The organism is Primorskyibacter sp. S187A (assembly GCF_049800955.1).
In the GTDB taxonomy this organism is placed as follows: Bacteria; Pseudomonadota; Alphaproteobacteria; order Rhodobacterales; family Rhodobacteraceae; genus JAKVBH01.
Genome location: NZ_JBNAGA010000002.1, coordinates 1,157,623 through 1,171,918, shown reverse-complemented (window position 1 = coordinate 1,171,918; position 14,296 = coordinate 1,157,623). Strand labels below are relative to the sequence as shown.

At 61.3% G+C, this 14,296-nt stretch carries 15 protein-coding genes; 10 read left to right on the top strand and 5 right to left on the bottom strand.

Going from position 1 to position 14,296, the window contains the following annotated elements; all coding sequences use genetic code 11:
- Nucleotides 1-92: 92 nt before the first annotated feature.
- Nucleotides 93-980, top strand: a complete 888-nt coding sequence (locus tag ACP15S_RS16730; protein ID WP_425040929.1) for a zinc-ribbon domain-containing protein — start codon at nucleotides 93-95, stop codon at nucleotides 978-980.
- A 10-nt stretch (nucleotides 981-990) separates the two neighbouring features.
- Here ACP15S_RS16730 and ACP15S_RS16725 read toward each other — a convergent pair whose 3' ends face one another.
- Genes ACP15S_RS16725 through ACP15S_RS16715 form a run of 3 tightly spaced genes read right to left on the bottom strand, consistent with a single transcriptional unit; the run spans nucleotide 991 to nucleotide 5,307 of the window.
- A complete protein-coding gene (locus ACP15S_RS16725; protein WP_425040928.1) occupies nucleotides 991-3,624 on the bottom strand; it encodes a TIGR02302 family protein in 2,634 nt (877 codons plus the stop codon).
- 40 nt (nucleotides 3,625-3,664) lie between these two features.
- Entirely contained in the window at nucleotides 3,665-4,930 is a 1,266-nt protein-coding gene (gene lysA / locus ACP15S_RS16720) for a diaminopimelate decarboxylase (protein ID WP_425040766.1), read from the bottom strand.
- Nucleotides 4,931-4,974: 44 nt separating this feature from the next.
- Nucleotides 4,975-5,307, bottom strand: a complete 333-nt coding sequence (locus ACP15S_RS16715; RefSeq protein WP_425040765.1) for a DUF2834 domain-containing protein — start codon at nucleotides 5,305-5,307, stop codon at nucleotides 4,975-4,977.
- Nucleotides 5,308-5,559: 252 nt separating this feature from the next.
- On the opposite strand from ACP15S_RS16715, the gene ACP15S_RS16710 reads away from it, so the two are divergent.
- From ACP15S_RS16710 to ACP15S_RS16685, 6 genes are all read left to right on the top strand, one after another.
- Nucleotides 5,560-6,399, top strand: a complete 840-nt coding sequence (locus ACP15S_RS16710) for an urease accessory protein UreD (RefSeq protein ID WP_425040764.1) — start codon at nucleotides 5,560-5,562, stop codon at nucleotides 6,397-6,399.
- Nucleotides 6,400-6,402: 3 nt separating this feature from the next.
- Entirely contained in the window at nucleotides 6,403-6,705 is a 303-nt protein-coding gene (locus ACP15S_RS16705; RefSeq protein ID WP_425040763.1) for an urease subunit gamma, read from the top strand.
- 39 nt (nucleotides 6,706-6,744) lie between these two features.
- Nucleotides 6,745-7,050 carry an urease subunit beta gene (locus ACP15S_RS16700; protein ID WP_425040762.1) on the top strand — a complete coding sequence of 102 codons (306 nt, stop codon included), beginning with the start codon at nucleotides 6,745-6,747 and terminating at the stop codon, nucleotides 7,048-7,050.
- 186 nt (nucleotides 7,051-7,236) lie between these two features.
- Complete coding sequence (locus ACP15S_RS16695; protein ID WP_425040761.1) at nucleotides 7,237-8,049, top strand: hypothetical protein; 813 nt, start codon at nucleotides 7,237-7,239, stop codon at nucleotides 8,047-8,049.
- A 19-nt stretch (nucleotides 8,050-8,068) separates the two neighbouring features.
- Nucleotides 8,069-9,829 carry an urease subunit alpha gene (gene ureC / locus ACP15S_RS16690; RefSeq protein WP_425040760.1) on the top strand — a complete coding sequence of 587 codons (1,761 nt, stop codon included), beginning with the start codon at nucleotides 8,069-8,071 and terminating at the stop codon, nucleotides 9,827-9,829.
- Nucleotides 9,826-10,461 (top strand): hypothetical protein, encoded by a 636-nt coding sequence (locus tag ACP15S_RS16685; protein ID WP_425040759.1) that lies wholly within the window; start codon nucleotides 9,826-9,828, stop codon nucleotides 10,459-10,461. Before ureC ends, ACP15S_RS16685 begins: the two co-directional genes overlap by 4 nt.
- A gap of 27 nt (nucleotides 10,462-10,488) precedes the next feature.
- Here the strand turns inward: ACP15S_RS16685 and ACP15S_RS16680 are convergent, their stop codons facing one another.
- Nucleotides 10,489-10,983, bottom strand: coding sequence for a hypothetical protein (locus ACP15S_RS16680; RefSeq protein WP_425040758.1), 495 nt, complete (start codon nucleotides 10,981-10,983; stop codon nucleotides 10,489-10,491).
- 40 nt (nucleotides 10,984-11,023) lie between these two features.
- Between ACP15S_RS16680 and ACP15S_RS16675 the strand changes: the two genes are divergently transcribed.
- From ACP15S_RS16675 to ureG, 3 genes are read left to right on the top strand one after another with little or no spacing between them, the layout of a single operon-like run.
- Nucleotides 11,024-11,476 (top strand): urease accessory protein UreE, encoded by a 453-nt coding sequence (locus tag ACP15S_RS16675; RefSeq protein WP_425040757.1) that lies wholly within the window; start codon nucleotides 11,024-11,026, stop codon nucleotides 11,474-11,476.
- Nucleotides 11,466-12,113, top strand: coding sequence for an urease accessory protein UreF (locus ACP15S_RS16670; protein WP_425040756.1), 648 nt, complete (start codon nucleotides 11,466-11,468; stop codon nucleotides 12,111-12,113). The genes ACP15S_RS16675 and ACP15S_RS16670 overlap by 11 nt, the downstream gene beginning before the upstream one ends.
- Complete coding sequence (gene ureG / locus ACP15S_RS16665) at nucleotides 12,110-12,739, top strand: urease accessory protein UreG (protein WP_425040755.1); 630 nt, start codon at nucleotides 12,110-12,112, stop codon at nucleotides 12,737-12,739. Before ACP15S_RS16670 ends, ureG begins: the two co-directional genes overlap by 4 nt.
- A gap of 60 nt (nucleotides 12,740-12,799) precedes the next feature.
- Here ureG and glpK read toward each other — a convergent pair whose 3' ends face one another.
- Nucleotides 12,800-14,284, bottom strand: a complete 1,485-nt coding sequence (gene glpK, locus ACP15S_RS16660; protein ID WP_425040754.1) for a glycerol kinase GlpK — start codon at nucleotides 14,282-14,284, stop codon at nucleotides 12,800-12,802.
- Between the last annotated feature and the right edge of the window lie 12 nt (nucleotides 14,285-14,296).

The window sequence follows — 14,296 nt, the reverse complement described above, 5'->3', positions numbered from 1 at the left end:
AGGAGACGCAATCGCCTGACGGCTTTTCCTTGCGCGCTCCGCCGCTTATGGTGGATGGTACAGGCGGTTTACACGAGCAGGAACCCAAGGCCATGCGGCTCATCTGTCCAAATTGCGACGCGCAATATGAAGTGCCAGACAACGTGATCCCGGAGGGCGGGCGCGATGTGCAATGCTCCAATTGCAGCAGCACTTGGTTCTTCAATCCTCAAGACCCTCTCGAAGACGAAGAGGATCTGGAAACGGTTGACGACAGCGCCGCACCACCTCCCGAAGAGATCGAGGAGCCTACCACCGAACCGCCTGCGCCGGCTCCCGACATGCCGCAACGCCGGACGCTGGATCCGGCTTTGGAAGAAGTCCTGCGGGAAGAGGCCGAGCGCGAGGCTCGGGCCCGCGCCGCTGAACAGGAAACTCTCGAAACCCAGCCAGATCTGGGGCTCGACGATATGGATACGGCCGATGAAGCAGCCAAACGTGCGCGTGAAGCTCGCGAGCGCATGGCCCGCATTCGCGGCGATACGCCTGCGCCCCCTGAGGCAGAGAATGCGCCGTCCAGCCCCGAAATGGCGCCCATGGACAGCTCTGCGGCGGTCGCAGCCGGTGCAGTCGCCGCGGCCAGCGTCGCAGAAGGCACGCGGCGGGGGTTGCTGCCGGATATCGAGGAAATCAATTCCACCTTGCGCGCCGATGAAGATCGCAGCTCACCGCAAAGCACCGAAGCCAAGCACAGGGATGATCCGCGCCGCAAAGGAGGCTTTGGCAAAGGCTTCATCTGGACGCTGGCTTTTTTCGCAGTGGCCATCGCGCTTTACCTGGCCGCACCACAAATCACTGCGGCACTGCCTCAGGCCGCGCCCGTGTTGGAGCCCTATGTGGCGACAGTCGATATGGCGCGCGGTTGGCTGGACCAGCGCATACTGAACCTGATGGGCGCACTGGACGGGCTCTCAAACGAGGCATCCGCCAACGGATCGTAAGCCAACGGGTTTAAAAGCGGTCCAGCAGACGCTCGAGATATTCCAGTTCGATATCAGGGCGTTCGCTATCGCCGGTCCGACGGCGGATTTCATCGAGCAGTTCCCGGGCGCGGCGGTAGACATCCTCGCCCTGCAAAAGGTTTTCGTTTGAGCTCATGTTGCCCTCGGAGCCCGGCGTACGACCGAGCGGATCGTTGCCTGTCGGGTTCTGCGCGCTTTGCTGATTGCCTTGCTCACCTTGGCCTTGCTGCTGCTCCGCCATCATCTCACCGAGGTTGCGCATCCCTTCGCGCAACGCATCCATCGCGTCGGCCTGACGGTCAATCGCTTCGGGCAGATCGTCCTGGCGCAGGGCATCTTCCGCGCCGCGCATCGCCCGATCCGCCTCTTCAAGGGCTTCGCGTGCCGCATCACCGGCTTCACTGCCCGCACCGGGCAGACCATTGCGCTGGCGTTCAAGCTCCTGACGCAGCGCTTGCTGGCGATCCGCGAGTTGGCCCTCAAGACCTTGCTCGCCCTGACCCTGGCCTTGTTGTTGACCCTGCTGGCCTTGCTGACCGGGTTGTCCCGGTTGCCCTTGCTGACCCTGAGAATTCTGGCCTTGGCCCTGACCCTGCTGGCCTTCATGGCTTTCGCCCTGACCTTGCCCCCCGTTGCGGCCCTGATTGCCCTGGCTCTCGCCCTGATTTGCACCGGGGTTGAATTGCTCCTGCAAATCGCGGAACGCCTGGTCGGACAACCCTTGCTGCTCACGGAGCGTTTCCGCCAGCCCTTCCATGGCCTCCTGACCGGGCGAGCCTTGGCCCTGACCTTGTTGGCCTTGGGTGACCTGCATGTTCTCCATCAACTCCTGAAGCTGACGCAAGGCTTCCTGCGCCTCGGCCATGCGGCCCTGCTCCATAAGCTCCTGAATGCGGTCCATCATCTCCTGCAGATCGTTTTGCGACATCTCCATCTGCTCGCCCGGGCTCTGCTGCTGGCCCTGTTGCTGGCCGTTTTGTTCAGCGTCCCTCTGGGCCTGCTGGGTCAACTGGCGCAGATAATCATCTGTCGCTTCGCGCAATTCCTGCATCAACTCGGCAATTTCCTGATCCGAGGCGCCATTGCGCATCGCCTCTTCCAGCCGATCCTGCGCGCGCTGAAGACGCGCCAGCGCATCATTGATGTCACCATCTTCCAGTATGACCGCCAAATCCCAGAGCGCTTGTGCGATCTCGTCACGCTGCTCCACCGTCATATCGAAGGCGGCAAACGTCTCCAGCCTGCGCTGGATCGTGCGCATGCGGAGATACTGCGTGGCGGAGCGGAACACGTTATCCGCATCATGAGTCACAGCCCGCAACACTTGCGCAACATCGGCTGCATTCTCGCGGGTCCACAAAAGCGCGCGGCGCTGTTCAATCAGGCTCGCGGCCAACGGATCAAAGAACCGGCGCCCGGGCAGAGCCATCTCGACTTCGGCAGGCTCCGAGCTTTGCTCAAGATCATCGGTCACTTTCAGCGTGAAACGAACCGGCAAGTTTGACCATGGATGCTCAGAGAAGTTCTCGATCAGCGTCTCGATGAATTCCTCCCGCGCGCCAGTTATTGGCATCGGCAGGGGAACAACAATGTCCTCGCGCTCTTCCGGCGCGCGCGCCAAGCCGTAACGGCGATCCACAGCCGCGAGATCCAGCGAGATCACCGCCTCGCCACTGCGGATACCAAAGTCATCCTGCGCCCGGAACGGGAAGGACATTTCGCCCATGGCGGACACCTCCAGCCCTTCGGCGACCTGCACCAGCGGCGGGTTGTCTTGCAGGACTGCAACGTCAAAACTGCGGCCACCCGGGCCGTCAATCGTCAGTTGACCATCTGTTGCAACGTCAAAGCTCTGCGCAGGGTCCGATGCCGCAGGCAGATCTTCCGTGCGGCCCGATACGGTTTCGGCAATGGTGAGCGCCCCAACCTCGCCATAGAGCCGCAAGGTGATCCGGGAGCCTTCCGGTATCTCCAGCTGATCGCTTTGATCGGCAAGGTAAAGCGTTGGCAGGCCTGTATAGGCAGGCGGCTCAACCCAGCCTTCCCATGTCGGCCCCGACGCCAATGCCGCGCCATTGCCGGCGGCGTCAGTCACGGATCCCACGCGCCAGATGGAACCAAAAAGGAGAGCCGTCGCCAGAAGCAAAACGGCGATATAGCGCAAGGCGAACGGATCACGCTGCGACACACGTAAATCCGGCGCGACAGCAGTGGCCCCCGCAGCGCGGGCTGCCATACGCGCCTGATGCGCTTCCCAGACCGCCCGGGAGGCCGGGTCGGCTTCCCCGATTGCCTGAGCGTCGCGCAATGTCTGGAGCGGACGCCCTTTGAGGCGCGCGTCAAGCCGTGCTTCGGCCTCGTCCACAAGCGGCGCCCGGAACTGGCGCAGCCCGGACACAAGCGCCCAAAGACCCGCACCAACAGTGACTACACCACCCGCCCAGACGGCTTCGACCGGCGCAAAGTCCTGAAGCCCCAGCATCAAAAGCCCCAGCGCCACAAAAACCACGGACCAGAACGGCCAGAACGCACGCGTGATGCGCTCGGCCCACATTCCGACATACGTCAGTCTCAGCGCAGGACGGATGCGCGCGCGGGTCTCAGAATAGCGAGGTGAGGCGATGACACGTCTCCCGGATAGCCTGCTCCGAGACGGGATAGTCTCACAGCCATGCAGGCAAGGTATCGCGATTTATGATTTCGTCAAAGGTCGGACGTGGCCGAATGACGGCGAATTGATCGCCATGGACCATAACCTCGGGGATCAATGGCCGCGTATTGTACTCGCTCGACATGACGGCGCCATAAGCACCTGCCGACCGAAACGCGACGAGGTCTCCCTCGCCAACCGGGGGCATCTCGCGCCCTTTGGCAAAAGTATCACCCGATTCGCATACCGGGCCGACGATATCGTAGGTCGCAGGCTCGGTGGCCGCTGCAGGCTCCTGAACCGGGATGATATCGTGATAGGCATCATACATCGCCGGGCGGATCAGATCGTTCATCGCCGCATCGAGGATGAGGAACCTGCGATCCTCACCTTCTTTGACGTAGATCACCCGGCTCACCAGAATACCGGCGTTTCCGGCAATCAGACGGCCCGGTTCGATCTCGATCTCACAGCCCAGATGGCCAACCGTTCTCTGGATGAGCGCGCCATAATCCGTGGGCAGTGGGGGCGCTTCATTTGACCGCGTGTAAGGGATCCCCAGACCGCCGCCCAGATCAAGGCGCGTGATGTCATGGCCATCCGCGCGCAAGATCTCAGTCAGTTCCGCAACCTTCAGATAAGCCGCCTCAAACGGCGCGAGCTCTGTCAGCTGCGAGCCGATGTGCACATCGATGCCGATGACCTTGAGACCGGGGAGCTTCGCCGCCTCAGCATAAACCTCCCGCGCGCGCGAGATCGGAATGCCGAACTTGTTTTCCGACTTTCCCGTCGCGATCTTGGCGTGCGTCTTGGCATCCACATCGGGATTGACCCGGATCGTGATTGGCGCATCAACGCCCAAGCTCACAGCAACCTCGGAGATCACGCGCATTTCGGGCTCGCTCTCAACGTTGAACTGACGAATGCCGCCTGTGAGCGCGAGCCTGACTTCGTCACGTGTTTTGCCGACGCCCGAAAACACAATTTTCTCGCCAGCCACACCCGCAGCTTTCGCGCGCAGATACTCGCCGCCAGAGACGACATCCATGCCCGCGCCCGCATCTCCCAGTGTTTTGAGAATGGCCTGATTGGAGGCCGCCTTCATCGCATAGCACACCAGATGCGGCATAGGTTCCAAAGCGTCATCAAAAAGCTGGAAATGACGCAAAAGCGTCGCCGTCGAATAGAGATAAAAGGGCGCGCCCACAGCAGCGGCAATCTCGCTTACAGGCACGTCTTCGGCATGCAAACTGCCGTTTCGATAGAGAAAATGGTCCATTCCGCGGCTCTACTGTGGAATAACCCAGCGCGCAACACCGCCCATCAATCGCGCGCCGTATCTCGGACGGGTGCTGTGCGCAAAAAGAGGTAGAGCGGCAACCCGCAGCTGACCCCGATGCAGAAGGTTGCCGGGATTGCCACAAGAGCGATCCAGTTCCGCCGCACGGCCACCTCCGCGATAATGAACACCGTCAGCGTCACAGCGGCGATCGTCAGATCCCAAACCAAGCCGGATGTCGCGGCGTTTACATGCCATGCATCGACCATCGCCATGATGTCGTAGCCGTTCTCGTTGAACCACGAGATGAAATAATACATCGGGTGGATCGCTCCCCAAATGGCAAGGGCAAGGTAGATCATCCGCAGGGGGGACATGGCGCTCTCCGCAAGGTTCTTTGTCGTTGTCTGAAACCTAGCGCTCAATCCCACAGAGACACGCCAAAACTGGCATTGGATAAGATGCTGGGCGGGAGGCGCGACATCACCAAACGATCAATTCGCAAGCACCGCGCACATATTTTGTGCATCGGTCATGTGACTGCGCGCCATGAGAAACCTCAACGCTTGGCCCTGGCAACGCTCTGCGAGAGTGTCGCAGCAACCCAAGGCCTGTGAACGGAGGCTGACATGACCATCAGCGAGACATTCACGCGCCCTGTGCCTGTTGACCCACATCTTTCCATGCAACCGCGCGCCAGAGGCGCCGCTGCGCTGCGGCTCAAATGCGTGGATGGCCACACCCGGATCGCAGATTTGCGGCTTTCGGGCTCGTCCAAATTGCTGTTTCCACGCACCGCTGTCACCACCGCAGTCAGTCTCAACACGTCTGGCGGCGTCACGGGCGGCGATCGCTTTCGTCTGCGCCTGCATCTCGAGGCCCAGACCCGCGCGGCCCTGACAACCCAAGCCGCAGAACGGTTTTACCGCGCGCAACCCGGGCAACGCGGCCTCGTGGCCAACAAGATAACCTTGGGCGCAGGGGCCCGTCTGAACTGGCTGCCGCAGGAAACCCTGATCTTTGATGGCGCCCATGGGCTACGTGCATCCCGGGTCGAAATGGAGGAAACGGCCGAGTTTCTCGCCGTTGAGCCATTGGTGTTCGGCCGCAGCGCCATGGGAGAGACCCGCGTGGCAGCTGCGTTTGAAGACAGGTGGAATATACGCCGGGGCGGACAGCTCGTCTTCGCAGATCGCTTGACCATTCGCGGCGAGGTTGCGGACATGATGGCGCGCTTCGGCGCCAGCGCCATGGCCATGGCGAGCCTTGTGTTTGTGTCGCGCCGTTCCGAGGCTTGCCTGGAACGCTTGCGCGACACGCTTGGACCGCTGGGCGCGGCAAGCCTGATCCGGCCAGGCGTTGTGTTTGCGCGGCTGCTCGCGCCGGACGGGTTTGATCTACGATGCCGCCTGATCCCCGCCCTCACCGCCCTGACAGGGGCGCCCCTTCCCCGCACATGGATGATCTGAGCCATGCAATTGACCCCCCGTGAAAAAGACAAGCTCTTAATTTCCCTTGCTGCCGAGGTCGCCCGCAAGCGGCTGGCCCGAGGCGTGAAGCTCAACCATCCGGAAGCCATTGCCCTGATCACCGATTTCGTCGTTGAAGGCGCGCGTGATGGGCGGTCCGTTGCAGATCTGATGCAGGCGGGCGCACATGTCATTTCACGAGAAGACTGCATGGAAGGCATCCCGGAGATGATCCATGACGTGCAGGTCGAAGCCACTTTCCCCGATGGCACGAAGCTCGTCACCGTACACCAGCCGATCCGATAGCCTCATGCGGACTGGGACAGATAGCGACAGGAGCACCCGATGATACCAGGAGAAATCATCCCCGCTGCGGGCGACATTGCGCTGAATTCGGACCGAACAGCGATAACTCTGATGGTCGCCAACACGGGCGACAGGCCCGTGCAAGTGGGCAGCCACTACCATTTCGCCGAGGCCAATCCCGCGCTGGAGTTTGACCGCGCGGCAGCGCGCGGCCACAGGCTCGATATCGCCGCCGGCACCGCCGTGCGGTTTGAGCCCGGACAACGTCGTGAGGTGCAATTGATCCCGGTCAGCGGGGCGCGACGAATTTACGGCTTTAACCAAGAAATCATGGGCGTATTATGACGCCGCCTGAGTCTCAGGGCGCGCGTTTATGCGCGTCGGAACAAGCGGCATCACCCGCACAAGCGAGTGAACAGAACCCCCGGCGCACACGCGTGCCCCGGCACATGGGTTGCGGAAGGTTGAGAGGGGCCGCAGCTCACTTTTGACAATGGTTTGCCAGAGGGAGCCGAACCAGTGAATTTGATCGTGAACCAAATAGAAATGCAAGTTGCCGCCATGCGCATGGCCCATGCTGCGCTTGAAAACAATATGCGCCTGGCCCACACGATGTGGAGCGCCGGATTTGATGCCGCCCAGATCATGACACGCGGTCCACGCGTCGATTGGCACGGCACTACAGCCGCTGCGCAAACCGTTGCCAAAGTGGGCAAGCCTGCGGCCAAGGCCAAAAAAGCAGCGGTGAAAGCCAAGCCTGCGCCCAAGGCGAAAGCCGCGCCCCAGCCAGCCCTTGTTAAACCTGCCCCAGCCAAACCAGCACAGGCCAAACCAACACAGGCCAAACGCGTTGTCGCAACACCCGCACCTGCAGAACCCAAGCCAGCGGCCAAAGCCGTCTCACCGGCCGCACAGCCCAAAGCCAAGGCCGTGAATACCGCCTCTGCCGCCAAGAAAGCTGCGCCCGCGCCTGCTGCGACACCCAAAGCCAAGGTCGCCAACACGACAACCAAGCCTGCGACCAAAGCGGCCCCCAAGACCAAAGCGCCAGCCCGGAAAGCCGCGCCCGTCGTGAAGACACCACAGGCAAAAGCAGCACCTGCCGCCAAGTCAGCCCCCAAGACAAACGCCGCCCCTGCGGCCAAACCGGCCCCCAAGGCAAAAGCGGCACCTAAAGCGAACGTGGCGCCAAAGACCACAGCCGCACCAAAAACTGCCAAACCCAAGGCAGCCACGGCTACAGCAACACAGGACACAACAACCGCAAGCCCGGCCAAACGCCGTCGCAAGCAGACCCCGTCCACCCCGCCTGCCATGCCGGAGCCCAAAACCAAACTCGACTGACCTGACCTCAGGAGGCCCCATGCCTGCCACGATTTCCCGCGCTGACTACGCCGCCATGTTTGGCCCCACCACCGGGGACAAGCTGCGCCTCGCAGATACAGAGCTTTTCGTCGAGGTAGAGCACGACCTGACGGCGCAGGCCGTCGGGCGCGCCCAGACCGGTGGCGTGGGGGCCAATGCCGAGATCTACGGCGAAGAGGTCAAGTTCGGCGGCGGCAAGGTCATCCGTGACGGGATGGGGCAATCTCAAGCGACGCGCGCCGAGGGGGCGGTTGATACCGTCATCACCAACGCGCTCATCGTTGACTACACGGGCATTTACAAAGCGGATGTGGGCCTCAAGGAGGGCCGCATCCACAAGATCGGCAAGGCCGGCAACCCTGACACACAGCCCGGTGTTGATATCGTCATAGGACCGGGCACCGAGGCCATTGCAGGCGAGGGCCGCATTCTGACCGCAGGCGGGTTTGACAGCCATATTCACTACATTTGCCCGCAACAGATCGAGGATGCCTTGCACTCCGGGCTCACGACCATGCTCGGCGGCGGCACCGGGCCCGCCCATGGCACTCTGGCCACCACCTGCACCCCCGGCCCCTGGCATATCGGGCGGATGTTGCAGGCAGCCGATGCCTTCCCGATGAACCTCGCCTTTGCGGGCAAGGGCAATGCCTCGCTTCCCGCAGCGCTTGAGGAACAAATCCTCGGCGGCGCCTGCGCGCTCAAATTGCACGAGGATTGGGGCACGACGCCCGGCGCGATTGATTGCTGCCTCAGTGTGGCTGACGCCATGGACGTTCAGGTGATGATCCACACCGATACGCTCAATGAAAGCGGCTTTGTGGAAAACACCGTGGCCGCCATGAAGGGCCGAACGATCCATGCCTTCCACACCGAAGGCGCGGGCGGCGGCCATGCGCCGGACATCATTAAGATCTGTGGCGAGGAGCATGTGCTCCCCTCCTCCACCAACCCCACGCGGCCCTTCACAGTCAACACGCTCGAAGAGCATCTCGACATGCTTATGGTCTGCCACCACCTCGACAAATCGATCCCCGAGGATGTGGCCTTTGCCGAAAGCCGCATCCGGCGCGAGACGATTGCCGCCGAAGATATCCTGCACGATATGGGCGCGTTTTCCATAATCGCATCGGATTCTCAGGCCATGGGGCGCGTCGGTGAGGTGATCATCCGGACCTGGCAAACGGCCGACAAGATGAAGAAACAACGCGGCGCGCTCCCCGAAGAGACCGGCGACAATGACAATGCCCGCGTGCGCCGCTACATCGCGAAATACACGATCAACCCAGCCATCGCGCACGGGATTTCCCACGAGATCGGCTCCATCGAGGAAGGCAAACGCGCCGATCTGTGCCTCTGGAGCCCGGCTTTCTTCGGCGTGAAGCCCGAGATGGTGTTGATGGGCGGCACGATTGTCTGCGCCCAGATGGGCGATCCAAACGCCTCCATCCCCACGCCGCAGCCCGTCTATACCCGGCCCATGTGGGGCGCGTATGGCCGCTCGGTCGAGCACTCCGCCGTTACCTTTGTCTCCGAGGCCGCGCAGGCGGCGGGGATCAGGGAGACACTGGGTCTGGCCAAGCAGACGTTGGCCGTCCGGAACACCCGTGGTATCGGCAAGAGCCACCTCAAACTCAACGACGCCACGCCGCATGTAGAGGTCCATCCCGAGACCTATGAGGTGCGTGCCGATGGAGAGCTGCTCACCTGTGAGCCTGCCAAGGAGCTGCCCATGGCCCAGCGGTATTTCATGTTTTGAGCGATATCCCTTTATCCGCTTTGTATCTCGAAAGAGCGGATGAGTATTTGCGTTCGGCAAAGCTTCTGCGCGACGCAGAACAGACCACCGAGCCGTGGCAAGGCTGGGCAAACCCAAACACGATCTTCTTTCTTCTGCTGCACAGCTGCGAGCTCGGCTTGAAGGCGATCGGGTTTGCGCGTGGGACGCTTGGCTCGCACAAGCGCAGTCACGATCTAAATGCCCTGCTCAAGTCCGTGACCAACAAAGCTGATTTCGAACGATGTAGGGCTGTCGTGAACACGGCCCGAGCCCAAAAGATGAAGCGCATCAAAGACCGCTTCAGCGATGGTTCAAGCGAGCACGCCCTGGCTGCAATCGCAATTGAAACGGAGCGTCTGCATATAGATCGAAAAACGATCCATGAGGCGTTTCTCACTCTCGGTGCTTTGGGACAAAGCAAACTACACCGGCTCGAATTCGGCGAAGAGGTCAATGACTGGTGTCATGCCGCTCGATACCCGCGCCATGGCACGATTCAGTATCCTGACTTCGATATATGTGTGTGCATCTGCCAAGAGATCCTGGATGTAGCTCGTCAGACGGTTGAGGCCCATCGATTGAGCGAGAATGAGAAAGCGGGAGAAGGATAGTGACTGGACACGCAATACCTGGCCAATCTAACTCCTCTTGCCCCAGTCGAACGGCTCTGCCGGCTCTGCGGCTTCACGCCAATCTAAATCGTCCGCGGTGGGAGGGGGCACGCGCTTGTCAGGATCCACGGACATCCGCCGACCATAGTCGGCTTCACCGGGCGTCGGATCAGGGATCGGGATGTCCGCATAAGTATCGTCGATCTCACCCTCTGCCGGCGCCATTTGGGAGCTGTCCAGAGGCGTGATCGTCATCGTCTCAAGCTTGAGCGTTTTCCAATAGGCCGGGTCCTCGCGGATATGTTCGGGGAGGGCATGACGATTGAACCATTTCTTCGAACGGGTCTGCAGGCTCAGCTCGTAGCGCCCTGCAATGACGTATTTGCCTGGTCTGTAGCTCTCGATTTCCGCGCGCAGGGCTTCCTCCTGCAACTTCAAACGCCTCATTTCTGTGCGCACGTCACCCAAAGCATCAATTGCTGCGGCCAAAGCGGCCTGTCGTTTCTTGCGAGCGAAAAACATGGCCGCTACCGTGCCGCAGCATGGTTAAGAAAGATTAAAGATGAGCGACACGCCCCTACCCGCAACCCAAACGCTGATCCGGCACTGCCATGACGTCTCGGACACCGTGTCTCTAACGTATGACGACCGCTTTCTGAGGCGGCGCAAGATGACGTCGGCCAAAGGCGTGCAATTCATTGTCGATCTGGCGCAAACAAGCTCGCTGGATCACGGCGATGCCGTTGAACTGCCCTGCGGGACACGTGTTGGTATTTTGGCCGCACCAGAGGCCTTGCTGGAAATCAAAGGACAGGATCTCGTGCGTCTGGCATGGCACATTGGCAACCGCCACACCCCTTGCCAGATCGAGACAGAGCGGCTGCTGATCCAGCGCGATCACGTCATTCAGGATATGCTGGCAAAACTGGGGGCAGAGCTTCGCGAGGTGACCGAGCCCTTCACGCCTGAGGGCGGCGCCTATGGGCATGGGCGCACCCATTCCCATGCCCACTGAGCTTACATCAGACCAGCTGCTCACGTTGAGCCAATGGATGTCCCCCGCTTTTCCCGTAGGCGCCTTTGCCTATTCCCATGGGCTGGAGGCCGCTGTTCAGGGAGGGGCTGTGCAGGACGCCGCCAGCTTTGCCGGGTGGTTGGAAGGCGTGTTGCACCATGGCGCAGGGCGCAATGATGCGGTCATGATCCGCTTGGCGGCAGCCACCGTTGATCCCGGCCCGCTCGATGAGCTGAACCGCGCCTTGCAGCCGTCCGAGACGCGCCTTCTTGAGACAGAGAAAATGGGGGACGCGCTCTGCCAGACGATCGCTGCGGTCTGGACCGAGATGCCGCAGGGCCTGACCTATCCGGTTGCTCTGGGCCAAGCGGCGCGCGCAACGCGCATGCCCCTCACACCAGTGGTTCAAATGGCGCTGCACAGCTTTGCCGCCAACCTCGTCTCCGCTGCGATCCGCCTCATTCCGCTGGGCCAGACCGAGGGGCAAAAGATATTGCAGGGCATGAATCCATTATGTCTCGACATCGCACAGCAGACCGAAGGCGCGACGCGCCACTCGCTGGGCACGGCGCCTCTGGTCTCTGACATTCACGCAATGCAACACAGCACGCTCTATTCAAGGATGTTTCGGTCATGACAGCTCTCAATGGTCCTTTGCGGATTGGCATCGGCGGCCCCGTGGGCGCAGGCAAAACAACGCTGACAGCGCGGCTGTGCAGCGCGCTGAAGTCCAGATATTCCGTCGCGGCGATCACCAATGACATCTACACGCAGGAAGATGCCGAAGCGCTGATGCGGCTCCAGATCCTGCCGGATGACCGTGTGATGGGTGTGGAGACGGGGGGCTGTCCTCACACAGCGATCCGCGAAGACGCCTCGATCAATCTCGCCGCCATCGCGGATATGCGCGCACGCCACCCTGATCTGGAGATCATCCTGATCGAAAGCGGGGGCGACAACCTGTCTGCCACCTTCTCCCCCGAACTCGCCGATCTGACGCTCTATGTGATCGACGTGGCTGCCGGAGAGGAAATCCCGCGCAAAGGCGGCCCTGCAATAACGAAATCAGATGTGTTGATCATCAACAAAACCGATCTCGCGCCCCATGTGGGTGCATCGCTCGATGTCATGCAGCGCGACGCCACGCGTATGCGCAGCGGTAAACCCTTTATCTTCAGCGCGCTGAAACATGGCGAAGGCGTGGATGATATCGTGGCTTTGATCGAAGAGATTGCAGGACTGGTGCCCGCAGCCGCGCAATAGCCCTCCTCCTCTTGCTGAATAAATCCTGGGAGTCCGGGGGCAGAGCCCCTGGCTCCTTCATCAAAAAGCCAAAGTGGCTGACACCGCGCGCTTCCACGCTGCATACTTGTCGTCCCGCGTGGCCCCATCCATCGCCGGCTCGAAACTGCGCTCCAAAGCCCATGTTTGTGCGAACTCATCCATACCGGGATAGATCCCCACACGCTGGCCCGCGAGCCACGCCGCGCCCATGGCGGTTGTCTCCAGAACCTTGGGGCGATCCACCTGAGCGCCGAGGATATCCGCGAGAAACTGCATCGTGTAGTCAGACGCTGACATCCCGCCATCAACGCGCAAGGCGGTCTCCCCGGACGCGCCCCAATCAGCCTGCATCGCTTCCAGCAGGTCGCGGGTCTGATAGCCCACGCTTTCCAGCGCCGCCCGGGCAAATTCGGCGGGCCCTGAGTTACGCGTCAGACCAAAGACAGCCCCGCGGCATTCGGCATTCCAATATGGCGCGCCAAGCCCTGTGAAGGCGGGAACGATCACGACATTCTGGCTGGCATCCGCCGTCTCCGCCAATGGCTGCGTCTCGGGCGCCTGCCGGATCATCTGCACCCCATCACGCAGCCATTGCACAACTGCGCCCGCGATAAAAATCGAGCCTTCAAGCGCGTAGGTGGGTTTGCCATCCATCTGGTAGGCGATGGTGGTCAGCAGCCGGTTTTCAGATACAACCGGCGTGTCGCCTGTGTTCAAAAGCGCAAAACAGCCGGTGCCGTAGGTGCTTTTGAGCATGCCGGGTTTGAAACAGGCCTGACCAATCGTGGCCGCCTGCTGATCGCCCGCAATGCCCAAAATCGGTATCTGGGCGCCGAAGAGATCGGCCCGCGTCTCGCCAAAGTCTGCCGCGCAATCCTTGACCTCGGGCAGCATGGACATCGGAATGCCCAGCATCTTGCACATGGTGGACGACCAGCGGCCCTGACGGATGTCATAAAGGAGCGTCCGCGCGGCATTTGTGGCATCCGTGACATGGGTTGTGCCGCCGGTCAGGTGCCAGATGATCCAGCTGTCCACCGTACCGAAGATCAGCTCGCCCGCTTCCGCACGCGCCCGCGCGCCCTCGACATTGTCCAACAGCCAGGCAACCTTGGTGCCTGAGAAATAGGGATCGAGCAGAAGCCCTGTCTTCTCCGTGACCTGCGGCTCATATCCCTCCGCTTTCAGCGTCTGGCAGAGGTCAGAGGTCCGCCGGTCTTGCCAGACAATCGCGTTGTGGATCGGTTTGCCGGTCTTGCGATCCCAGACAAGCGTTGTCTCACGCTGGTTTGTAATCCCGATACCCGCGATATCGCTGGCCTTGAGCCCCGCTTTTTCCATGGCCGCGCGGCAGGTTGCCGCCGTGGTGGACCAAAGATCCATGCAATCATGCTCAACCCAGCCCGAGTCCGGGTAATGCTGCGTGAATTCTTCCTGCGCCATGGCGGCCACGCGCATTTTGTCGTCAAACAAAATGGCCCGGCTCGACGTGGTTCCCTGATCAATCGCCAGAATATAGCGCATGTGTCCCTCCCT